Source organism: Citrobacter portucalensis (assembly GCF_002042885.1).
GTDB classification, from domain to species: Bacteria; Pseudomonadota; Gammaproteobacteria; order Enterobacterales; family Enterobacteriaceae; genus Citrobacter; species Citrobacter portucalensis.
Map to the genome: position 1 here is coordinate 178,461 of NZ_MVFY01000001.1, position 22,380 is coordinate 200,840.

The window sequence follows — 22,380 nt, forward strand, 5'->3', positions numbered from 1 at the left end:
ATCTATCAGTTCAACTCACAGCAGATAACTTACGCTATGATTTAATAGTGAAACCGTCATTTTTTCCCGAAAAGGGTCGTCAATTAACGAGAGGGTCGCTATGAACACTCAGCCTGTCATCGGGATTAGTGGATGTTTAACTGGTTCAGCCGTGCGATTTGACGGTGGGCATAAACGGATGGGGTTTGTGATGGACGACCTGGCTCAGTGGGTGACTTTCAAACCTGTCTGCCCAGAGATGTCCATCGGTTTGCCTGTACCACGTCCCGCGTTGCGTCTGGTTCAATCCGCCCAAGGGAATGTCCGCATCTGTTTTAGCCATGCGCCTGGTGAGGATGTAACCGATAAAATGTCCGATTTCACCAACTCATATCTTCAGGGACTTGGTGGCTTCTCGGGTTTTATCGTCTGTGCTAAATCACCGAGTTGCGGTATGGAAAGAGTGAGACTGTATGACGAGAAGGGAAATCGTGGGCGAAAAGAAGGGACTGGTCTGTTTACTGGCGCGTTAATGGAAACCTACCCGTGGTTGCCAGTCGAAGAAGATGGCCGCTTGCACGATCCAGTGCTGAGGGAGAACTTTGTCGAACGCGTGTTCGCATTGCATGAGCTTAATAGGCTGCGGGCCAATGGTCTTACTCGCCATGGCTTACTCAACTTTCACAGTCGCTATAAGCTACAGCTTCTGGCACATCACCAGGCCGGTTACCGGGAAATCGGCCCATTCGTTGCCTCGCTTCACCAGTGGGATGATTTGGACGCTTTTTTCGTTGTCTATCGTGAAAAGCTCATGACGATCCTCAAAAAGCCCGCCTCACGAAAAAATCACACCAACGTACTGATGCATATCCAGGGCTACTTCCGCGAACGGTTGAACTCCCGCCAGCGCGGAGAGTTACGTGACGTTATCCTCAACTATAGCGGTGGGCTGCTGCCAATATTGGCGCCTCTGACGCTACTCAAGCACTATCTGGCTGAATACCCAGACAGCTATCTGCTTACCCAGAACTATTTTGATCCTTATCCGAATGATTTAGCGCTACGGTTGATGATCAAATAGTCTGAGAGCGATTCAACCGTTTCTGATTTTCTCATCGATACAAGGCTGAGGTTTACCAAACAGATATCCTTGGGCGAAATCGCAGCCCAGCGCCTGAAGGCTTTTTAGTTGTTCCTGCGTTTCAACACCTTCAGCAACAGCCTTCATATTGAGGGATTTCGCCATGCCGGTGATCAGTTTGATGATATTAAGCGCATCTTCCTGTGTGGATATTGAATGGACAAACGACTTGTCTATTTTAATTTTATCGAAGGCAAGCCTGCTCAGGCGCGAAAGGGAAGAATATCCGGTGCCAAAATCATCGATGGAGATTTTTACACCCATGGCTCTGAGTTTATTAAGTGTATTCATCGGCGTCGTACTCTCAGTGAAGAGAGAGGATTCTGTTACTTCCAGTTCAAGACGATCGGCTGGGAGTCCAGTTTCTTTCAGAATAGACAGTACGATACCGACAAAGGCTTTGCTGCTTAGCTGGACAGGAGAGACATTCACTGAAATTTTAGCCGGAACCGCCCAACAAGCCGCTTCCCGGCAGGCAATTTCAAGCACAGCTTTCCCCATCTCATTAATCATTCCGGTTTTTTCAGCAACAGGAATAAAGTTATCCGGCGACAGGAGGCCCTTTAGAGGATGGAGCCAACGAATTAGGGCTTCATAGCTATAAATTTCCTGGCTGAAGGAGTCAACAATGGGCTGATAATAAACCACGAATTCTTTGTTCACTATTGCCAATGCCATATCATGCTCAAGTGTTCTGCTTTCTTGTAGCTTTTCTAACATTCGTTGTCGGAAGACTTTTATCTTACCAGAGCCTTCACCTTTGGCTTCATAAAGGGCCAGATCGGCAAATTTATAAAGATAGTCGGAACGACGTTCAGTGTCTGAGATAACAATGCCAACACAGGTGGTTATGTTGATAATCGTGTTATAAATAGTGTAGGGCTGGCTGATAAATTCACATATTTTCTGGGCGCGCGAAACGGCGTGGCTTTCTGTCAGGCCACTTGAGAGAAACGCAAATTCATCTCCACCCAGGCGATACAGCGTATCCGAAGTAAGACTCATCGAAACCAGTCGGTCAGATATCTGGCGTAGCAACATATCACCGGCATCATGACCATACGTATCATTTACTTCTTTGAATCGATCTAAATCAAACAACATCACAGTCACAGAATCGTGATTTTTTTCTGCTCTCTCAATTGTTTTATTTAAATCGCTCCAGAATAGCTGACGGTTATTCATCTCGGTAAGAGAGTCATGGTAGACGTCATATTCCAGTTTAGCATTCTGAATTTGCAGTTTTTCTTTAGATTTCTGCAGTTCTTCGGCAAGACTCTTGACCTGCAGGTGCGCCCGCAGAATATTTCTGTTTTGATAGAAAATGAGCACGCCCAGAATCGCACTCAGTATTATCAGCAGCACAGAGGTTGCAGAATAAATATAGTACAGCGTCTGGATTTTTTGGTTGGCGTTATTGATCGAGTTAACATCTTTGTTTAACGCACCAGATGAAAGACGACCCAGTGGCGCATCCAGAGTATGCATTTTTTTCAGATAAGCCTGGAGTGCTGAACGGTTCATTTTTTCTAGATTAACATCCAGAAAACTAAGGGTATTTTCAAGTTTTACCGCCAGTTCACGGTGGGCTATATTGCTTTCGATGTAGCGCCCCAGGTCACCTTCTTTTATCAAATCACTCTGGCTAAGCATAATGTCGAGGCGCATGCGTACATCATCGAGATTCATCGTATCATCGATAGTGTAAAGACCAAGCAACGATTCAAATCGGTAATATTGTGATACCAGCTGAGCAGCAGACCAGGAATCGGTGTAGTGAGTCAGTTTCTGTAACTCTTGTTGCCGTTCATGCACGAGGAAAGAGATATACCCGGTAGATATAAAAAGAAAAAAGATGATGCCAGCCAGTATTCTGTTCATGATGTTCCTCTGAACGCTTACTCAATATCCATACTACTGACCTGCCATGCAGACCTTGAATAATAAATCTGATTATTCAGTTCTGGCATGCTGTCATAGGGGTACACAATGAATAACGGGCCTTTGTCACGGATGCGCATATATTTTCCGTTGATTTTTAACGCAAGGATAGCATTGTATTTTTTGAAATCACTAAGAGGGATAACGGTGGTGTAGTCATTGAGCGCAGTGACCTTAACAACAGAGCCGTTCGCCCCGACATAATCCATGAGTTTTTGTAGCGGAATACCCGTAAAGGTAGTGCGCCCATTATACCAGGGGGAGGTGGTCTGGAAACTGACCATGCCCAGCTTCTCAAGGCTGGCGGTATCAAAAACGGCTTTCCCGTCTGCATTTGTATTTTCAATATTACCCGACAGCGTTAAAAGCACTTTACCGGTGGGCCTGGAAAGTTCACCTGCCCATAGCTGGGTGGAGAGTACAAAGCTTACCAACATGACCATTAATCGCATTCTTACCTCACCAATCAGCCGGATGTTAAAGAATTATAATTTAGATATCACGCTATTTATATATATTGCATGGGTATTATTGGTGTAATAACTTCAATGGTTTTTTAACTCTTTTAAATCAGTTAGTTAGTTGTTACCTGTTCTGCTGTGGTGCATTAAAATGCTAGTGTGTTATTTGAGTAAAGCTAAATTTCACTATGTATGTACAAAAATAAATCATCTATTTACTCAGTGCCAATAAATGCGCACGAAAATAAAGGTTAATTTTTTTCACTGCAGCTGGATTTGGTTGTTTACTGGTGGGTAACTATATCGGGCACGAAGCCGCCTTTAGTGGAGCGGGAGCGCTTCGTGTCGGTAATCAAGGACAGAAATTCTCTACGTGGCAAGTGTGGTCTATCTGAACCCGTTTATTCACCCGCCTGAGCTGACTGGCGGGCATACAGATAGGCGGTGGCCCTCGATACGCCCAGATGCTGTGCAACCGTATCCATAGATTTGCGTACGTTCAGCAAACCGTCCTGGCGTAATTGTTGAATCAGCAGCTTACGGTCTTGAGGTTTAAGGGCTCGGGCCGTCGTCGCGCGTTTAGCGGCAAAGTCATCAATACGCTGGCGGATGACTTCATTACTGCCGGGATCGATATGTTCCTTAATGGGGGAATTTTCAGTTTCAGTAAAACGCGCAAGAGCACTCTGCATACCACGGAACAGCGTCATATCGACATTCAGGCAAAGTGCCGCTACGTATTTGCCGTCTTCGTCCTTGATGCCAATCGATGTACTTTTCACCGGGCGGCCATCGGCAAACTGATTACTGTAGTTCGCAATGATGCTGGGAAAGTCAGGTGATGCGATTCTCGCTAGGCCAAGCTCGGTTGCTGGCTGGCCGGGTTGACGTCCGGACAGATTATTATGGATGGACAAAATGGCATGATCAGGATTTTTGAGGTCATGAACCACCACTTCGCAAAACGGAGAGAAGGTCTCACTCAATCCCCTGGCGATAGTATCAATTTGGCTGAGAAGCGAGTTATTGTCGGTTTTTGGCATGCCAGTCTCCTGCGGTGATGTCTGTTGCCATGATTGCGAGCAGTTTACAGTGACCTGGGAACGTTTTTCCAGACGGGAGTGTACAGACAGTAAAAGTAGGGTATCTGCATGGCAGATACCCTGTTTATCATCCGGCCAGAAATTCACTGTAGCGACTGATATCCACGTTTCCGCCGCTGATGATAATGCCGATTTTCTTGCCGCGAAGCTCAGCTTTACGCGCTCTGGCGGCAGCAAAACCCAGACACCCGGTCGGCTCTACGACGATTTTCATGCGTTCAGCGATAAATTTCATTGAGGCGATTAACTCAGCGTCTGAAACAGTCAGAATATCGTTCACGTTTTGCTTGATAATCTGAAACGTATAGTTCCCGAGATGTTGAGTCTGAGCACCGTCAGCAATGGTTTTGGGCGTATTGATATGAACTATTTTTCCACTTCGGAACGACTGTTGACCATCGTTACCCGCCTCAGGTTCGACACCATAGATGATGCAGTCAGGAGACAGATGTCTGGCCGCCAGGGCGGATCCTGAGAGCAGGCCGCCACCGCCCAGACACACGAAAAGAGCGTCTAACTGACCCACTTCTTCAATTAGCTCTTTTGTGGCGGTGCCCTGGCCTGCTATCACGTGCGGATGGTCGTAAGGGGGGATTAGCGTTAACCCCTGTTTCTCTGCCAGGTCCCGACCAATTTTTTCACGATCCTCAGTATAGCGATCGTAAGTTACCACTTTTCCGCCATAGCCTTTCGTCGCCGCAACTTTGGCCGCCGGGGCATCATGCGGCATGATAATTGTTGCTGGAATGCCTAACAACTTTGCCGACAAGGCAATGGCCTGTGCATGGTTGCCGGAAGAAAATGTCACGACGCCCGCAGCGCGTTGTTGTGGCGTGAACTGGCGTAGCGCATTCATAGCGCCGCGAAATTTGAAGGCGCCCATTCTCTGGAAGTTTTCGCACTTAAAGAAGACTTCCGCGCCAAATTCTTCGTTAACCGTTCGGGAGGTCATCACCGGCGTTTTGTTAGCATAATCTGCGATGCGCTCTGCCGCAGCGGCAACATCGTTATAATCAGGCAGTGTCATTTCAGTCATTGTTGTTCACCTGTATGTTGTTAAACGTCACGCTTGCGGGGCCAACGCAATAGCTTCAACTTCCAGCGCAAAACCATAATGAAGTTCCGCAACACCTGCTACTGCACGGGATGGACGGAAATCACCGATCCACTCTCCATAGATTTTGTTAAACGTCGGCCACTGGTTCATATCCGTCACATAGACGCGAACAGACACCAGATGCTGACGTGATGCCCCAGCACCAGCCAGACAAGCATCAATATTCTTGAGTACCAGCCGGGTTTGATCTTCAAAAGAGGCATCCGCTTTTTTCTCGCCGTCGAAAGTGACCGGCAATTGCCCGGAAATGAAGACGAATCCGCCAGCCGTTGTACTGTGCGAGTAATGACCTGCTGGCGGGAAGCTTCCAGCAGATGAGTTCAGTGTAATGTCCGAGGTCATATGAGAATCTCCAGTCGCAGTTTGTGATTCATTTTGTATAAAATAATACTGTTTGTATTATTTTATACTCCTTCATAGTGCGTTCGGCCAGCGATAGTTTTCGCTAACGCTGATTTTGTGAACTACTGCAAACGTGGCCCAGGCTAAATCACTGTCTTGGAGCGGTGACGGGGATATCGCTGTTGAAAGGGGAAAGCAGGGGGAAATGAAGAAACGCCCCGGGAGGGGGCGTCTAAGCCAAAAGTTTAGCTGATATGACCGTGGTTAATTTTACTTAGCGGTTCATTGATATCGAAGATTTTGAACGTTACTTCCTCCACACCCAGGTGCTTCAGGCGGGCGGTATGCTTTTTGATATAGGCCTGAGCGGTGTCTTCGTCCTGGAACAGGTAGATGCCTCCCGCTTCGTGATTTGCTTCGTTCTCGGTCCAGATTTTCCAGATGAACCCCGGCTCCTGGTTGATTGATTCGGCCAGTTCAACGAGCTGATTCGACATCTCAGCCCCAAACGGACCATGAAAATCAAAGTGTATCTGCACGAGTTTGTTCGACATAAATCCTCCATGGATTGGTTATTTTGGGTAAGGCTGCTAGCGCAACAGCACTTTACCGGTCAGATAAGTTATCGCCTGCCCACTGATATATACACGCGTTCCTGCTAACTGACAGCGTAAATCCCCGCCGCGTTCAGAGACCTGGCGTGCCAGCATCTGTGTTTTATTCAGTTTTCCAGCCCAGTAAGGGATCAGCATGCTATGTGCCGAGCCTGTGACCGGGTCTTCCGCGACGGCTTCGCCCGGGCAGAAGAAACGGCTGACAAAATCGTATTCCCCGTCACCTGGCGCGGTGATGCATACCATTTTCCCCAGCGGAATCATGGCGTGGATGTTTGGGCGCACAGCCTCAACCTGCTGTTGATTTTCCAGCACCACCATGTAATCGCGTGCCACACGCACCTCTTTGTATTCGGTGATGCCTAATGTTTCCAGCAGTAAAGCGGGCGGCACGGCAGATTCGCTTTGCCAGGCCGGAAAATCAAGCGTCAGCCATTCAAAGCTGCGCGTGACCGTCAGCGGTCCTACAAAGCGGGTAGCAAAATGGATTTTCGTATCCGGGTAATCCAGATGTTTAAAGATGACATGCGCAGCGGCAAGCGTGGCATGCCCACACAGATTGATTTCACCTTGAGTGGTAAACCAACGCAGCTCAAAGCCATTCTCATTGGCGACAAAAAAAGCGGTTTCTGACTGGTTATGCTGCTGCGCCATCTTTAATAATGTTTCATCGGGCAACCAGTCCGTGAGCGGACAGACTGCTGCGGCATTACCACCAAATGTCGTGGTGGTAAAGGCATCTACCATGTAAAAATCGATTTGTTGCACAGAGTAACCCTCTCATCGCACTCAGGATAAATCACACTCTACCATGCCAGCCATTGGGTCAATGCTCAGATTCGCCACTGTGGTGAAAATTCGTTATCATCCGTTCCCACACCTCATTCTGGCCGCCTGATGTCTACGATCTTCGATACCTTTATTGCCCCGCCTTGCCATGACGAGATAGAGACCCTCTATCAGGACGAGCATCTGGTGCTCATCAATAAACCCAGCGGGTTGCTTAGCCTGTCGGGCAAAAATCCGCAGAATCTCGATTCGGTACATCACCGGCTGGTACAGATTTACCCTGGCTGCACGCTGGTACATCGGCTTGATTTCGGCACCTCTGGGCTGATGGTGGTCGCTCGTAACAAGGCTATCAACGTCGCGCTTTGCCAGCAGTTCAGCCAGCGGACGATCACTAAGGTGTACAGTGCGCTGTTATGCGGGCATCTGGAAAACGACGAAGGGGTTATCGACGCCGCAATTGCCAAAGACCCGGCGCTGTTTCCATTGATGTCGATTTGTGCTCTCAACGGCAAACCCGCGCGCTCGCGCTATCAGGTTGTCGAGCGTTTTTATCATCGTCAGGAAGAGGGGACGTTGCTCCCCTTGACGCGGGTACAACTGACCCCTGAAACCGGGCGCACCCATCAACTACGGATCCATTGTCAGCAGTTGGGACATCCTATTTTGGGGTGCGATCTGTACGGTGGACGTCTGCTGCCGGGGACTGAACAAACGCCACGGCTGATGCTGCATGCCAGTGAACTGCATTTCAGGCATCCCATTAGTGAAGCGTGGATGAACGCCAAAAACGCCAGCCCGTTTTGAGGCGAAAAAAAGCCGCCTGGTGGCGGCTTTTATGAGGTTATCGCGCAGCGCGTTGTAAAATAACCGCTGACGGCTGGCGTTGTAGAAACCGCATCCGCAGCATCATCAGTATCGCCGCAGAGGTCAGGCCGATAATAAAGCCCATCCAGAATCCCGCCGGTCCCATCCGGTCAACTACCAGATCGGTAAGCGCCAGAATATAACCGCTCGGCAGGCCCAGCACCCAGTATGCCGTAAAGGTAATAAAGAAAATGGAACGCGTATCTTTATAACCACGCAGGATCCCGCTGCCAATAACCTGGATAGAGTCCGAAATTTGATACACAGCGGCCAGTAACATGAGCTGAGCCGCCAGGGCGACAACTTCCGGGTTATTGTTATAGAGCAGGGCAATATGCTCGCGGAATGTCACGGTGAAAATCGCTGTTACGACCGCCATGCACACACCAACCCCCAGACCCGTTCTGGCTGCGGTTTGCGCATCCAGCGTGGAACCCTGGCCCAGACGATAACCGACACGAATGGTGACGGCGGCAGCCAGAGACATTGGCAGGACGAACATTAACGAGCTGAAGTTCAGTGCGATTTGGTGTCCGGCTACGTCGACAATCCCCAATGGAGAAACCAGCAGCGCGACCACCGCAAACAACGTCACTTCGAAAAATAACGCCAGCGCGATAGGTAAACCCAGCTGTACCAGACGCTTCATTACTGCGGTGTCAGGTTTCTGGAAACCACGCTCATTACGGATATCGCGCATTGAACGCGCACGTTTGATGTAAGAGAGCATGGCGATAAACATCACCCAGTAAACCGCTGCTGTTGCCACACCACAACCCACGCCACCCAGTTCCGGCATGCCTAAATGCCCATAGATGAAAACATAGTTAACCGGAATGTTCACCAGCAGGCCGAGAAATCCCATCACCATCGCCGGTTTAGTCTTGGCTAATCCTTCGCACTGGTTACGGGCTACCTGGAAGAACAGATAACCCGGTGCGCCCCACAGCAGGGCACGCAGGTAGCCAACGGCTTTATCTGCCAGCGCCGGGTCGATGTTATGCATGGAGCGAATAATGTACCCCGCGTTCCATAGCACAACCATAATCAGCACGGAGACGCTGCCCGCCAGCCAGAATCCCTGACGTATTTGATGGGCGATACGGTCGCGGCGTCCGGAACCATTGAGTTGCGCAATTACCGGCGTCAACGCCAGCAGTAGTCCGTGACCAAACAGAATGGCCGGTAGCCAGATGGACGTACCAATGGCGACTGCCGCCATATCCGTCGCGCTGTATCCGCCCGCCATGACGGTATCAACGAATCCCATTGCGGTTTGAGCGATTTGCGCAAGAATCACCGGAATTGCCAGAGCTAATAACTGACGCGCTTCACTTACATACTTTTGCACGTGTACACCACTATATTGTTGTTATTTGAGAGACTAAAAAAGCCGCCTTATATGGCAGCAAGGAGAAAAAGCAGGGGAAATTTCAGTCTATTGTAGCGAGGAATACGTAATTCTCCAGTGAAAAAACAGGCGCTGGTGGCGCATTGCTGGCAACCTGAATTTCCACCTGCTATTGTGCTGTGCAGAGATGTCTTAATTGAGTTCAGGAGTAGGAAGTATGTTTACGGGTATTGTGCAGGGCACCGCAAAATTGGTGTCCATTGATGAAAAACCAAATTTTCGTACGCATGTTGTGGAGTTGCCTGAATATATGCTGGATGCGCTGGAGACCGGCGCATCGGTTGCCCACAATGGATGCTGCCTGACGGTCACCGAAATTAACGGTAACCAGATAAGCTTCGACCTGATGAAAGAAACGCTGCGTATCACCAACCTGGGGGATCTGAAGGTCGGAGATTTGGTTAACGTTGAACGTGCGGCAAAATTCAGTGATGAGATTGGCGGACATTTAATGTCGGGCCATATTATGACCACTGCCGAAGTGTCGAAAATTCTGACCTCGGAGAATAACCGTCAGGTGTGGTTTAAAGTCCAGGATCCGTCGCTGATGAAATATATCCTGTACAAAGGATTTATTGGTATTGACGGTATCAGTCTGACGGTCGGTGAAGTGACGCCGACGCGTTTCTGTGTACATTTGATCCCGGAAACGCTGGAGCGTACGACGCTTGGCAAGAAAAAGCTGGGCACACGGGTTAATATCGAAATCGATCCCCAAACGCAGGCGGTGGTTGATACCGTTGAGCGTGTCCTAGCGGCGCGTGAAAGCGCCATCAGCAACATAACGGGCGAAGCGGGAGCCTAAGCCTGAGAGTAAAGCCCCCGTTGCTACGGGGGCGAAAACGATTAGCGGGGAACGCGCAGACCGTGTTCAACACCGCGGGAAAAGACCACCTGCCATAGCTGAATATCTCGAGCACGAAACGCCCCGGCGCAGGCGTTCAGATAATAGCTGAACATCCGCTTGAAACGTTCGGTGTAGTTATCGGCGATTTCAGGCCAGGAGCTCATGAAACGCTCGTGCCATGCCATCAGCGTCGTGTCGTAATCCGCGCCAAAATTATGCCAGTCCTCCATCACAAAATGTGGTTCGCTGGCGTTGGCAATCTGGCGAACTGACGGCAAACACCCGTTTGGGAAGATATACTTATTGATCCACGGATCAACGTTATTGTCGGTCTTTTTGGAGCCGATGCTATGCAGTAAAAAGAGACCATCCGGTTTTAAATTACGATCGACCACCTCAAAATAGGTGGCGTAGTTCTTCGGTCCAACATGTTCAAACATGCCGACGGAGACAATGCGGTCAAATTTGTCGTTCAGGTCGCGATAATCCTGCAGCAAAATGGTGACATCCAGCCCAGCGCAACGTTCCTGTGCCATTTTCTGCTGTTCTGCCGAAATAGTCACACCCACCACGCTCACGCCATATTGCGATGCCATAAACTGGGATAAACCACCCCAGCCACAGCCAATATCAAGCACCCGCATTCCTGGCTTCAGTTGCAATTTTTCAGCAATCATTTTGAGCTTCGCCTGCTGGGCAGATTCCAGAGTGTTGGCATCTTTCCAGTAGGCGCAGGAATACTGCATATAGGGGTCAAGCATGCGGGTAAAGAGATCGTTGCCCAAATCGTAATGTTCTTTGCCGACCATCCACGCACGTTTTTTGGTCTGTAAATTGAACAGGCGAGCCGTGGCGATACGTAGCGTATCTTTAAAGTGGCGGGGGAGTTGGTTTTCAAGACCGGCGCGCAAGACTTTACTAAAAAACATGTCCAGCCGGTCGCATTCCCACCAGCCATCCATATAACTTTCACCCAACCCTAACGATCCTTCCTGCAATACGCGTTTGAAAAAATCGGGGTTCTTTACTCGAATATCAGCCGGTGCAGGCCCATTAATAGCAATACCTGCACGGCTCAATAATTCATTGGTAATGCGGTACCAGTCATCATCCGGTACGCTGACGTCTTCTATACATGATGAACTCATAGCTTCTCCATCACTGGTCGGTGATCAGAACCTTAAAACAGCGTAGACGCTTTTTTGGGCTTTGTGAGAAATCTCACGGAATTAATCCGCGAATCTATAATCCGACGTAGAACAGAGGAAGGGAGAAACCCTTGCCGAAAAGGCCATCCGTGGTAAAACGGGAACGTTCTTGTCCCCGTTAACGCATTAAAATTATCGTTTTTTTAACAACTGAAAATCAGTATATGCCTGAATTTTTGACGATTCAACCAATAATTGTTAGCGGGCTAACTAAATGCCCGCAACCATTATTAGTGCGACTCTCCGTGGGCAACTTGCGCACGATCATCTGTTTGCGGGGCGTCAGTTTTCTGCGACTGCATTTTGTAACCCACAGCAGCCAGCAATACTGTTGTCAGCATAACGCTGGTGGTGGTGAGCAGTGGGGTGGCAATCAACCAGGAAACGACAAGGCTTGCCAGGAAGCATAAACCCAGTTGCAGCGTATTCTGCAATGCGGCTGCGCGTCCAGTGGCCTGTGGGAAAGGGCGTAATGCCTGCGCGACAACGATAGGGTAGATTGCGCCGTTCGCAATCGCCATAACGCAGAATGGGATCAGGATTTCAGCCAATGCAACATGATGAATAAAGCCGGTCGCCCAGGTGCCTACAACGCTGAAGGCATACAGAACGAGTAACCAGGGTAGCAGCTGACGACCCTGCCATTTTTGCAGCGCTGCACGACAGCCGTAACCACCAATTAAGAAGGCGATAGTTTGCGGAACATAGCTCAGACCAATTACCGCTGGGCTATAACCCATTTCGCTGAGGATGAACGGGGAACCCGTCAGCCATGCGAAAAAGCTCGCGGAACAGGCGGCATAAATCAGCACGTTTCCACGGTAAGTTTTCGAGCGCAACAAGGTGGCGAAAGTCAGTTTATCCTGGCTGTCATCGCGCGCTTTAGCCGTTGGCTTTAGACGCAGAGCCGGAAGCATCAGAATCAGAGTAATGGCAAACAGAGTTGCAAAAATGGCCTGCCAGGAAAAATGTACCAGGATCCAACTGCCTAAAAGCGGGGCGAGTGCAGGAGATAACCCGACCAGCGGCATAATAGTGGCAAAGATGCGGTTTACTTTTTGTGAAGGATAATAATCGGTAACCAGCGCTTGCCAGATAACCGATGCCGCACAGACGCCAACGGCCTGAACAAATCGCAGTACCAGCAGACCAGTGGCGTTTTCAACCCATAGCATGCCCAGACTGCCCAGTGCGAAGATAGATAAACCCAGCAGCAAAATAGGCTTGCGACCATAGTGGTCAGAAAGCGGCCCCCACAGCAGTTGCGCGACGGCAAACCCCGCTAAGAACAAGCTCAGGCTGGCGCTGACGGCAGATGCAGGTGTTTGCAGATCGGACTGAATAGCAGCAAAGGCGGGTAGATACATATCCGTTGCCAGAAAACCGAGCACGCTAAGACCTGCCAGCCAGACTAAAAACCCTTTCCCAGGTTGCATCATCATTTCTCTTTTTTAGCAGTAGAACAATGCCGCTGAGTGTAGTGAGTGTAATTCTCGCTGTGAAACGCTAATATTTGCTTACTGATTTCAAATTTTTTGCAGGCAGAATATGTGGTCGGAATATTCACTTGAAGTGGTTGATGCGGTTGCGCGTAACGGCAGTTTTAGTTCGGCCGCGCAGGAGCTGCACCGTGTACCTTCGGCAGTAAGCTACACCGTACGCCAGCTGGAAGAATGGCTAGCGGTGCCACTTTTTGAGCGACGCCATCGGGATGTGGAATTAACGCCTGCCGGGGCATGGTTTTTAAAAGAAGGCCGCTCTGTTATCAAAAAAATGCAGATCACGCGCCAGCAATGTCAGCAAATTGCCAACGGCTGGCGCGGACAGCTGGCGATCGCCGTCGATAACATTGTCCGCCCGGATCGTACCCGACAGATGATCGTGGATTTCTACCGTCACTTTGATGATGTGGAGTTGTTAGTTTTTCAGGAAGTGTTTAACGGCGTGTGGGACGCACTGTCTGATGGGCGTGTGGAGCTGGCCATCGGGGCCACACAGGCCATTCCGGTCGGGGGGCGCTATACCTTCCGCGATATGGGAATGCTGAGCTGGAGCTGCGTGGTAGCCAGTCATCACCCACTGGCGTCAATGCCCGGACCGTTAAGTGATGACACGTTGCGCAACTGGCCGTCACTGGTGCGCGAAGATACCTCCCGAACATTGCCGAAGCGTATTACCTGGCTGCTGGACAACCAAAAGCGCGTCGTCGTGCCGGATTGGGAATCCTCTGCGACCTGTTTGTCCGCGGGATTGTGCGTGGGCATGGTACCGACGCATTTTGCCAAGCCGTGGATCGATAGTGGTAAATGGGTTGCACTGCAACTGGAGAACCCCTTTCCTGATGCCGCATGTTGTCTGACATGGCAGCAGAACGATACGTCACCAGCATTGAGTTGGCTGCTGGACTATTTAGGGGATAGTGAAACGTTGAACAAGGAATGGCTGCGGGAGCCAGATGAGACTCCCGCACAACAGGCTTAACGGCGGTAATCGCGGAACGGACCGTCGGCAACGGAGCGACGCTCAACCAGGCGCGGATGCACCTCGATAGACTGTGACTCTTCACGTTTATTCACGATACGGTCTAACAGCATGTTGAATGCCGTTTCACCCAGTGAATCCTTCGGCTGGTGAATGGTCGTCAAGGCCGGCGTGAAGAAGCGGGCGTTGCGCACGTTGTCGTAGCCGATGAGTGAGACATCCTGCGGTACGCGCAGTCCCATTTCGTCAGCGGCGCACAGCGCACCCATTGCCATAATATCGCCACCGCAGAAGACCGCGGTCGGACGATGAGACTGCGACAGAATTTGCTGCATGGCGCGGTAGCCGGATTCAGGCTCAAAATCGCCCTGGACAATCCAGTTTTCAGGCACTTTAATCAGCGCTTCTTCCATCGCTTTCATAAAGCCAGCCAGACGCCCGGCCCCGGTGTTACGTTCCATTGGGCCAGGGATCACGCCAATCTCACGATGACCGCGTTCTACCAGATACCGGCCCGCCATGTAACCGCCTTCGAAGGCGTTATCAATGACCGTATCAGTAAAGTCGGCTTTTGCTTCGCCCCAGTCCATGACGACCATCGGGATATGGCGATACTCTTCGAGCATCGAAAGCAGCGACTCCGGATACTCAGAACACATCACCAGCAGACCATCAACGCGCTTTTGCGCCATCATCGACAGATAAGCCTGCTGTTTTTCGAGACTGTTCCATGCGTTACCCAGGATCAGGGTATAGCCTTTCTGGAAACAGTTTTTCTCAACGGCTTCGATAATTTCGGCGAAATAGGCCGCTTCGCTGCTGGTCGCCAGCAAGCCGATAGACTTGGTGTGATTTACCTTCAGGCTGCGGGCAACTGCGCTCGGAGAATAGTGCAGTTCTTTGATTGCTGCCCAGACAGCATTACGTGTTTCTTCCGCGACAAAGCGCGTCTTGTTAATTACGTGTGATACGGTTGTAGTGGAAACGTTTGCTCGCTTCGCTACATCTTTAATTGTTGCCATTACATCTCACTCCAGACCATATCCTAAGCTCCTGAGAATACTCCAGGTAAACGTTTGCCTTTACACACCCTTATCGCAACGTAAGGGTTGCGGCACGCCGGGAAAACGACACGGAACGTCAGGAAGGGGTCAATGGCCGGTACGCTAATCAAGTAAGCGTGGAATTTTGTCTGATCTTAACGAAAAGGGGAAGAGTTAAAAGCAGTTATCAATATAAATCGTGAGAGATTTTTGCTTTCAAGTGTGTAAAAATGCGCAATATCACTTTTTGTGTGGGAATAAAAAGGAGAAAACTTGATGAGCACCGATCTGAAATTTTCGTTAGTGACTACCATTATTGTTCTGGGTTTGATCGTCGCGGGTGGTCTGACCGCAGCGCTGCATTGATTCCCCCCGAGGGAGTTAGCTCTCCCTCATCCCTTCGACTCGTTTTTCCCCTCTATTGTTTGCGAATAAGCAAAAGTCTTTTGCAGTTTTGTTAACTTTATTAATTTTGCGATCAATGTCATGCTTTTGACTCTTATTTTATGTCGTGCCACGGCTCGACGATACGGAGTCGAAATATGAAAATCAATTACCCTTTACTGGCGCTGGCAATCGGGGCGTTTGGTATTGGCACCACCGAGTTTTCGCCAATGGGGTTATTGCCCGTCATTGCCAAAGGTGTGGACGTCTCGATTCCGGCGGCTGGCATGCTGATCAGCGCTTATGCGGTAGGTGTGATGGTAGGTGCACCGCTGATGACATTGCTGCTGTCTCATCGTGCGCGACGTAATGCTTTGATATTCCTGATGGCGATTTTCACGCTGGGTAATGTGCTTTCGGCTATCTCGCCGGATTACACCACGCTGATGCTATCGCGTATTTTGACCAGTCTTAATCATGGAGCCTTTTTTGGTCTCGGTTCTGTGGTTGCAGCCAGTGTGGTACCCAAACATAAGCAGGCCAGCGCCGTGGCAACGATGTTTATGGGGTTAACCATCGCCAATATTGGCGGCGTTCCGGCGGCGACCTGGCTTGGTGAAACCATCGGCTGGCGCATGTCGTTTATGGCCACTGCGGGGCTGGGTGTCATTGCGATGGTCAGCCTGTTCTTCTCATTACCCAAGGGTGGAGCAGGAGAGCGCCCGGATGTCCGTAGCGAACTGGCGGTACTTATGCGCCCGCAGGTGCTGTCGGCGTTACTGACTACCGTACTGGGTGCAGGGGCGATGTTCACGCTGTATACCTACATCTCGCCGGTTCTGCATACTATCACTCATGCTACACCGGCATTTGTTACCGGGATGCTGGTGTTGATAGGCGTTGGCTTCTCGATCGGTAACTATTTTGGCGGCAAACTGGCTGACCGTTCAGTCAACGGTACGCTGAAAGGCTTTTTACTGCTGCTGATGGTTATTATGCTGGCCATTCCTTTCCTTGCGCGTAATGAGCTGGGAGCTGCGGTCAGTATGGTGGTCTGGGGCGCGGCGACGTTTGCGGTCGTTCCACCGTTGCAGATGCGTGTGATGCGCGTTGCCAGCGAAGCGCCTGGATTATCATCGTCAGTCAATATTGGCGCGTTTAATCTGGGGAACGCTCTGGGGGCTGCGGCCGGTGGGGCGGTGATATCTGGCGGCCTGGGCTACAGTTTTGTACCGGTGATGGGGGCGATTGTGGCGGGTCTTGCGCTGCTACTGGTGTTCATTTCCGCAAGAAGACAGCCTGAAGAGGCTTTCACTACCGCGAATTAATGCAAAAACGCAGAAGGAACTCCTTCTGCGTTATCTTTTTTATGCTGCGAAGTTCTTCGCAACAAATTCCCAGTTCACCAGCGCCCAGAAATGTTCCAGGTAGCCAGGACGAGCATTGCGATAGTCGATGTAGTAGGCGTGTTCCCATACGTCAACGGTCATCAGCGGCGTCGCGTCGGTGGTCAGCGGAGTACCTGCGTTGGAGGTGGAGACGATTGCCAGTTTGCCATCCGTTCCTTTAACCAGCCAGGTCCAGCCAGAACCGAAGTTTTTGATAGCGGCATCGGTGAATTGCGCTTTGAAATCTGCAAAGCTGCCAAAGGAAGCGGCGATTGCATCGGCCAGTTTACCGGTCGGTTCACCACCTGCGTTTGGTGCCAGGCAGTTCCAGTAGAACGTGTGGTTCCATACTTGTGCTGCGTTATTGAATACACCGCCTTCAGAGCTACGAACGATCTCTTCCAGTGATTTGCCTTCAAACGCCGTGCCTTTAATCAGATTGTTCAGATTGGTCACGTAGGTTTGATGGTGTTTGCCATAGTGATATTCCAGCGTTTCGGCAGAAATGTGCGGTGCCAGAGCATCTTTGGCATACGGTAATGCAGGTAATTCAAACGACATTGCTTCTCTCCTTATTATTTATATTGAGTACACACAATAGCCTCATTGTGAGTAAGGATAGGGTAGCAAATTGAAAGGTTATGCAAAAGAAGAACTTACCCTACAGCATGTTCTGTAGGGTAAGTTTTTAGCGAATTGTTTTTGGCGTCATTACCCGACGAGCGCCCACATAGTGGCGCTGCCAGTAATCTTCGCTCAGAGAGGTGATTTGAATTTCCTGCCCGCTGCGCGGTGACTGAATAAACTTACCGTTGCCGACGTAGACGCCGACGTGATCGGCTGTTCCGCGACCCTGGGTACGAAAGAATACCAGATCACCATTTTTCAGTTCGCCACGTTCAATTGGTGCGGCATCACGCAGATGATACATTTCGTTCGCGGTACGCGGAATGCGGAACTTCACCAGATCTTTATAGGCGTAATAAACCAGACCGCTGCAGTCAAACCCGGTTCTTGGCGAGGAGCCGCCCCAACGATAAGGTTTGCCGATTTGGTTCATCAAGGTGGACATAGCGGTTTTAGTCGCTTTCTGCACTTTCACTTTATGTGCATCAGCAAGCGTAGTCGGTGCAGTAGTTTTCACCTTCACGCAGCGTGGTTTGTGACCTTTGCGCGGTGTGCATTTTTCCGTCCAGGTAACGGCTGCGGTTTGTGCTGCGGCAGTTTTACTACGGCGATTTGCAGTTTTAGTCGACTTTGCCGGAGTGGCAGTGCGTTTTTTAGAAGAGGAAGCGGTTTTGGTGCTGGTTTTGCTGGTGGTTTTTGTCGCCGTTTTCTTACTGGTCTTTGTTGTTTTTTGGCTGGTTGTTGCGCTTTTCTTTTTATCTACCGTTTTGATGGTGTGAGAATTGGTAGGTGTCGTCCTGGCCTGCTTGGAAGCATGAGCCATAGGCGTAAAAGGCAGTGTAGTAAAAAGCAAAGCACAGAGCGTGATCGAGATTCGGTTTATCCGCGCCACTGAGCAGTCCTCTGGTAAGGCAGGTCTATCGTGCCTGCGTGTGATTTTCAAAACTTGACGATTCTAATCTATAGAAAGAGGGAAAGTTAATAGCTTTTTTAGTTTAAAACTGCGTTTCGTAACCGACCGCAAAAAAAAACAGCAAATAGAGATAGAATTGGTGAACAGATAATCAAATCCACATGTTTGAAGGGGATAAGTGAGATTGTGAATGCAACTTTTAGCGTCAGGGGATAAAATAATAACGCGTAATGAAAATGTTATTTTCCGTTGCCTGTCTGACCCGTTACAATGTCAGACTACTGCCGTAAAAGAAGTTTAAGGAAGCAAGATAATGAGCACCACTATCGAAAAAATCCAGCGCCAGATCGCTGAAAACCCGATTCTCCTGTACATGAAAGGTTCCCCTAAACTGCCAAGCTGCGGTTTTTCCGCACAGGCTGTGCAGGCGCTGTCAGCCTGTGGTGAACGCTTTGCTTATGTTGATATTCTGCAGAACCCGGATATTCGCGCCGAACTGCCGAAATACGCAAACTGGCCAACTTTCCCACAGCTGTGGGTTGATGGTGAGCTGGTTGGCGGTTGTGACATTCTGATCGAAATGTACCAGCGCGGTGAGTTGCAGCAGCTGATTAAAGAAACAGCAGCGAAATACAAAACCGAAGAGCCTGACGCTGAGTAATACCAGCAGAAGTAAAAAAGCGACCTGAAATGGTCGCTTTTTTTATGTCGCCGTTACGCTTCTTCAGGCACGGGAAGAGGCCAACCGCCGAGACGTTTCCAGCGGTTAACGATTTCGCAAAACAGCACGGCCGTACGTTCGGTGTCATACAACGCCGAGTGCGCCTGATTCCCGTCAAACTCCATTCCCGCCGCCAGGCACGCTTTTGACAATACAGTCTGCCCCAGAGACAGACCGCTTAATGCCGCCGTATCAAAGGTTACAAATGGGTGGAACGGATTACGTTTGAGCGAGGCGCGTTCTGCTGCAGCCATCATGAAACTGTGGTCGAACGTAGCGTTATGCGCCACCATGATTGCCCGATTGCAGCCGCTGTCTTTAATGCCTTTACGCACCATTTTGAAGATGGCATGCAGAGCATCATATTCGCTGACCGCACCGCGTAGCGGATTGTTAGGGTCAATACCGTTAAAGGCGAGCGCTTCCGGTTGCAAATTGGCACCTTCAAACGGCTCTACGTGGAAATGTAACGTCGTGTCCGGCATCAGCCAGCCTTGTTCATCCATTTTCAGTGTGATGGCGGCAATCTCAAGCAGCGCATCGGTTTTGGCATTGAACCCTGCGGTTTCGACATCAATGACGACAGGATAAAAACCACGAAAACGGTCACACAGACCGGAAAGTTGAGCGTTATCGGACATCTGGGTCTCTTAATACGGGAAAATTGCAGCGCGTATTATGGCAAAATGATGAGTATAAAACTATGGGCACAGACGATCTGCGCCCGAGGGGGTGATTAATCGCCCAGGCCGCGCCCGGCGTCTTTCTCTTCGATCAGCTCAATTTTGTAGCCGTCCGGATCTTCAACGAACGCAATCACTGTGGTGCCGCCTTTTACTGGACCTGCTTCACGCGTTACGTTACCGCCATTCTGGCGAATACGTTCACAGGCTTCAGCCGCGTTGTCTACGCTCAGGGCGATATGGCCATAGGCAGTACCCAGATCATACTTGTCGACACCCCAGTTATAGGTCAGTTCGATTACTGCTTCACTGGTTTCAGGACCGTAGCCGACAAAAGCCAGAGAGTACTTGTATTCAGGGTTTTCGCTGGTACGCAGCAGCTTCATGCCCAGCACGTTGGTATAAAACTCGATGGAACGCTGCAGGTCACCCACGCGCAGCATGGTATGGAGTAAACGCATCTTTTTCCCCTTCGAAAATGGCTAATACATTCAAAATGTTGTTTTAGTATAGCGGCGTTGTTACGCCGCTATCAATGGCAGAACGGAGATTGTGATGTTAGAGGGTAGGATAGTCGGTGTAACCTTCCGCGCCGCCGCCGTAGAAGCTCTCGGCACGTTGCGGATTCAGTTCTGCTTTGCGTTGCAGACGCGCCACCAGATCCGGGTTAGCAATATAGGCGCGACCAAAAGCAACGGCGTCGATCAGACCTTTCTCGATCAGCGCTTCTGCTTTTTCTGGGGTGTAAGCACCAGCACCAATTATAGGGCCGTGGAAGCGCGCGCGCACTTTTTCGCGGAACGCATCGGAATACGGCTCGCCACCGGCCCAGTCCGGCTCAGACATGTGCAGGTAAGCGATTCCACGCTTGCCCAATTGTTCAATCAGATACAGCGCATCGGCTTCTTCGTTTGGACCATTGTCTACGTTCTGGAAAGTGCCAATCGGCGAGACGCGAATACCAATGCGATCGGCACCCCATTCTTTAATACCGGCATCAACCACTTCCAGCACCAGACGCGCACGATTTTCTACGCTGCCACCGTATTGATCGGTGCGCTGGTTAGACGTTGGCGACAGGAACTGGTGCAGCAGGTAGCCGTGGGCAGAGTGCAGTTCAACCATATCGAAACCCGCTTCGCGCGCATTGGCTATCGCCTGACGGAAGTCATTAACGATGCCCGGAATCTCTTCAGTTTCCAGCGCACGCGGCATTGAGGTATCGGCACGCGTTGCCAGGCCGTTTTCATCGCGCAGCGAGGTGCGGGTTCCAGCGCTAATCGCGGAAGGTGCAACTGGAGCTTGACCGTTTGGCTGCAGACTGGCGTGAGAGATGCGTCCAGTGTGCCACAACTGGACAGCAATATGACCTTGCTCAGCGTGTACGGCAGCAGTGATTTTCTTCCATGCGGCAATTTGCGCTTCGCTGTGTAAGCCGGGTGCTCCGGCATAGCCTTTCGCCTGTGCGGAAATCTGCGTCGCTTCGCTGATGATAAGACCCGCGCTGGCGCGTTGACGGTAATACTCGGCCATCAGCGGAGTAGGGATGTCGCCAGGCTCAATACTGCGCAGACGCGTCAGTGGCGCCATAAATACGCGGTTTGCTGCCGTAATGGCACCCACTTTCAGTGGGGAAAACAGTTTTTCAGATGACATGTGGTACTCCTGAATAGACCGGTCGTCTAGTGATAAAGAAAATAAAAACGCCTGTTAAACGGCAGGCGTTGTGATGATGTTTTTAACGTGCGCCAGCGCATTTTCCAGCGGAGTGGCGCTACGAGAAATCTTGGCCTGCAGGTTGGCGCCAAGCCACAGCGCATACAGTACCTGCGCCTGCTGTAACGGCTCGCCAACAAAAGACAGACAATGGCTGGCCTGACCTTTCTCCAGCGCCTGCGCTAACAGCACAATAATGTGCCGCGCGCCTTTATCCATCGCTGTGCGCATATCTTCTGACAGATCGCACACTTCGGCAGACAGTTTTACAGTTAAACAGCCGCTAATAATGCCGTGCTGGCTAAACTGGTTCAGGGTTTCCTGATAGTAGGCCAGAATGCGATCGCGGTAGTTTCCCGCTCCCGTATCAAAGTGCGTAGCCAGTCGCCGATGATAGGCCGCATAGTGGCGTTCCAGCATCGCGACACCGAACGCTTCTTTAGAGCGAAAGTAATGATAAAACGAACCTTTGGGTACTTCAGCGGTTTTCAGTAGTTCGCTTAACCCCATGCCGGTGAAGCCGCGCTGCATACACAGCAGTTCGCCAGTCGCCAGCAGATGTTCGCGTGTATCGTGTTCAGTGATTTTGTTCATGGGAAGGAGT

At 50.4% G+C, this 22,380-nt stretch carries 24 protein-coding genes; 7 read left to right on the forward strand and 17 right to left on the reverse strand.

Annotated elements, in window-relative coordinates; genetic code table 11:
- Window positions 1-100 precede the first annotated feature (100 nt).
- Window positions 101-1,060 carry a YbgA family protein gene (locus tag BZK40_RS00895; protein ID WP_079933972.1) on the forward strand — a complete coding sequence of 320 codons (960 nt, stop codon included), beginning with the start codon at window positions 101-103 and terminating at the stop codon, window positions 1,058-1,060.
- A 12-nt stretch (window positions 1,061-1,072) separates the two neighbouring features.
- Here BZK40_RS00895 and BZK40_RS00900 read toward each other — a convergent pair whose 3' ends face one another.
- From BZK40_RS00900 to BZK40_RS00930, 7 genes are all read right to left on the reverse strand, one after another.
- Window positions 1,073-3,001: a putative bifunctional diguanylate cyclase/phosphodiesterase gene (locus BZK40_RS00900; protein ID WP_048235445.1), complete on the reverse strand. Its 1,929-nt coding sequence runs from the start codon at window positions 2,999-3,001 to the stop codon at window positions 1,073-1,075.
- 17 nt (window positions 3,002-3,018) lie between these two features.
- Complete coding sequence (locus tag BZK40_RS00905; RefSeq protein WP_003832739.1) at window positions 3,019-3,513, reverse strand: putative pterin-binding protein; 495 nt, start codon at window positions 3,511-3,513, stop codon at window positions 3,019-3,021.
- Between the two features lie 410 nt (window positions 3,514-3,923).
- Window positions 3,924-4,565, reverse strand: a complete 642-nt coding sequence (locus BZK40_RS00910) for a helix-turn-helix transcriptional regulator (RefSeq protein ID WP_048235444.1) — start codon at window positions 4,563-4,565, stop codon at window positions 3,924-3,926.
- A 127-nt stretch (window positions 4,566-4,692) separates the two neighbouring features.
- Complete coding sequence (locus BZK40_RS00915) at window positions 4,693-5,661, reverse strand: threo-3-hydroxy-L-aspartate ammonia-lyase (RefSeq protein ID WP_079933973.1); 969 nt, start codon at window positions 5,659-5,661, stop codon at window positions 4,693-4,695.
- Between the two features lie 27 nt (window positions 5,662-5,688).
- Window positions 5,689-6,084, reverse strand: a complete 396-nt coding sequence (locus BZK40_RS00920; RefSeq protein ID WP_079933974.1) for a RidA family protein — start codon at window positions 6,082-6,084, stop codon at window positions 5,689-5,691.
- Window positions 6,085-6,329: 245 nt separating this feature from the next.
- Window positions 6,330-6,638, reverse strand: a complete 309-nt coding sequence (locus tag BZK40_RS00925) for a monooxygenase (RefSeq protein ID WP_057067232.1) — start codon at window positions 6,636-6,638, stop codon at window positions 6,330-6,332.
- Between the two features lie 36 nt (window positions 6,639-6,674).
- Entirely contained in the window at window positions 6,675-7,466 is a 792-nt protein-coding gene (locus BZK40_RS00930; protein ID WP_079933975.1) for a PhzF family phenazine biosynthesis protein, read from the reverse strand.
- A 129-nt stretch (window positions 7,467-7,595) separates the two neighbouring features.
- On the opposite strand from BZK40_RS00930, the gene BZK40_RS00935 reads away from it, so the two are divergent.
- Window positions 7,596-8,294, forward strand: a complete 699-nt coding sequence (locus BZK40_RS00935; protein ID WP_079933976.1) for an RluA family pseudouridine synthase — start codon at window positions 7,596-7,598, stop codon at window positions 8,292-8,294.
- Window positions 8,295-8,331: 37 nt separating this feature from the next.
- Here BZK40_RS00935 and mdtK read toward each other — a convergent pair whose 3' ends face one another.
- Window positions 8,332-9,705, reverse strand: coding sequence for a multidrug efflux MATE transporter MdtK (gene mdtK / locus BZK40_RS00940; protein WP_008784661.1), 1,374 nt, complete (start codon window positions 9,703-9,705; stop codon window positions 8,332-8,334).
- A 217-nt stretch (window positions 9,706-9,922) separates the two neighbouring features.
- Between mdtK and BZK40_RS00945 the strand changes: the two genes are divergently transcribed.
- Window positions 9,923-10,570, forward strand: coding sequence for a riboflavin synthase subunit alpha (locus BZK40_RS00945; protein WP_079933977.1), 648 nt, complete (start codon window positions 9,923-9,925; stop codon window positions 10,568-10,570).
- A gap of 41 nt (window positions 10,571-10,611) precedes the next feature.
- Here BZK40_RS00945 and cfa read toward each other — a convergent pair whose 3' ends face one another.
- Both cfa and punC read right to left on the reverse strand, forming a co-directional pair.
- Window positions 10,612-11,760, reverse strand: a complete 1,149-nt coding sequence (gene cfa, locus BZK40_RS00950; RefSeq protein WP_048214272.1) for a cyclopropane fatty acyl phospholipid synthase — start codon at window positions 11,758-11,760, stop codon at window positions 10,612-10,614.
- Between the two features lie 290 nt (window positions 11,761-12,050).
- Window positions 12,051-13,256 carry a purine nucleoside transporter PunC gene (gene punC / locus BZK40_RS00955; RefSeq protein ID WP_079933978.1) on the reverse strand — a complete coding sequence of 402 codons (1,206 nt, stop codon included), beginning with the start codon at window positions 13,254-13,256 and terminating at the stop codon, window positions 12,051-12,053.
- A 112-nt stretch (window positions 13,257-13,368) separates the two neighbouring features.
- Between punC and punR the strand changes: the two genes are divergently transcribed.
- Window positions 13,369-14,301: a DNA-binding transcriptional activator PunR gene (gene punR / locus BZK40_RS00960; protein ID WP_003029215.1), complete on the forward strand. Its 933-nt coding sequence runs from the start codon at window positions 13,369-13,371 to the stop codon at window positions 14,299-14,301.
- Here the strand turns inward: punR and purR are convergent.
- The gene (gene purR, locus BZK40_RS00965; RefSeq protein ID WP_003832757.1) at window positions 14,298-15,323 is read right to left on the reverse strand and encodes an HTH-type transcriptional repressor PurR; all 1,026 of its coding nucleotides are present in this window, start codon (window positions 15,321-15,323) and stop codon (window positions 14,298-14,300) included. The two genes, punR and purR, sit on opposite strands and share 4 nt — an antisense overlap.
- Before the next feature lie 297 nt (window positions 15,324-15,620).
- On the opposite strand from purR, the gene cydH reads away from it, so the two are divergent.
- Together cydH and BZK40_RS00975 are read left to right on the forward strand one after the other, a co-directional pair.
- Window positions 15,621-15,710, forward strand: coding sequence for a cytochrome bd-I accessory subunit CydH (gene cydH, locus BZK40_RS24115; RefSeq protein ID WP_003029209.1), 90 nt, complete (start codon window positions 15,621-15,623; stop codon window positions 15,708-15,710).
- Between the two features lie 176 nt (window positions 15,711-15,886).
- Window positions 15,887-17,056, forward strand: a complete 1,170-nt coding sequence (locus BZK40_RS00975; RefSeq protein WP_008784665.1) for an MFS transporter — start codon at window positions 15,887-15,889, stop codon at window positions 17,054-17,056.
- Window positions 17,057-17,095: 39 nt separating this feature from the next.
- Here BZK40_RS00975 and sodB read toward each other — a convergent pair whose 3' ends face one another.
- Window positions 17,096-17,677: a superoxide dismutase [Fe] gene (gene sodB, locus BZK40_RS00980; protein ID WP_003029205.1), complete on the reverse strand. Its 582-nt coding sequence runs from the start codon at window positions 17,675-17,677 to the stop codon at window positions 17,096-17,098.
- Between the two features lie 127 nt (window positions 17,678-17,804).
- Entirely contained in the window at window positions 17,805-18,635 is an 831-nt protein-coding gene (locus tag BZK40_RS00985) for a C40 family peptidase (RefSeq protein ID WP_079933979.1), read from the reverse strand.
- Window positions 18,636-18,969: 334 nt separating this feature from the next.
- Here BZK40_RS00985 and grxD point away from each other — a divergent pair, with 334 nt between their 5' ends.
- Window positions 18,970-19,317 (forward strand): monothiol glutaredoxin 4, encoded by a 348-nt coding sequence (gene grxD / locus BZK40_RS00990; protein ID WP_003832760.1) that lies wholly within the window; start codon window positions 18,970-18,972, stop codon window positions 19,315-19,317.
- 53 nt (window positions 19,318-19,370) lie between these two features.
- Here the strand turns inward: grxD and rnt are convergent, their stop codons facing one another.
- The 4 genes from rnt to BZK40_RS01010 all read right to left on the reverse strand — a co-directional run bounded on the left by rnt (window position 19,371) and on the right by BZK40_RS01010 (window position 22,370).
- A complete protein-coding gene (gene rnt, locus BZK40_RS00995; RefSeq protein ID WP_003029200.1) occupies window positions 19,371-20,018 on the reverse strand; it encodes a ribonuclease T in 648 nt (215 codons plus the stop codon).
- Between the two features lie 95 nt (window positions 20,019-20,113).
- Entirely contained in the window at window positions 20,114-20,521 is a 408-nt protein-coding gene (gene gloA, locus BZK40_RS01000) for a lactoylglutathione lyase (RefSeq protein ID WP_003832762.1), read from the reverse strand.
- Between the two features lie 97 nt (window positions 20,522-20,618).
- Window positions 20,619-21,716: an alkene reductase gene (locus BZK40_RS01005; protein ID WP_032943320.1), complete on the reverse strand. Its 1,098-nt coding sequence runs from the start codon at window positions 21,714-21,716 to the stop codon at window positions 20,619-20,621.
- A gap of 54 nt (window positions 21,717-21,770) precedes the next feature.
- Complete coding sequence (locus BZK40_RS01010) at window positions 21,771-22,370, reverse strand: TetR/AcrR family transcriptional regulator (RefSeq protein ID WP_003832766.1); 600 nt, start codon at window positions 22,368-22,370, stop codon at window positions 21,771-21,773.
- Window positions 22,371-22,380: the final 10 nt, after the last annotated feature.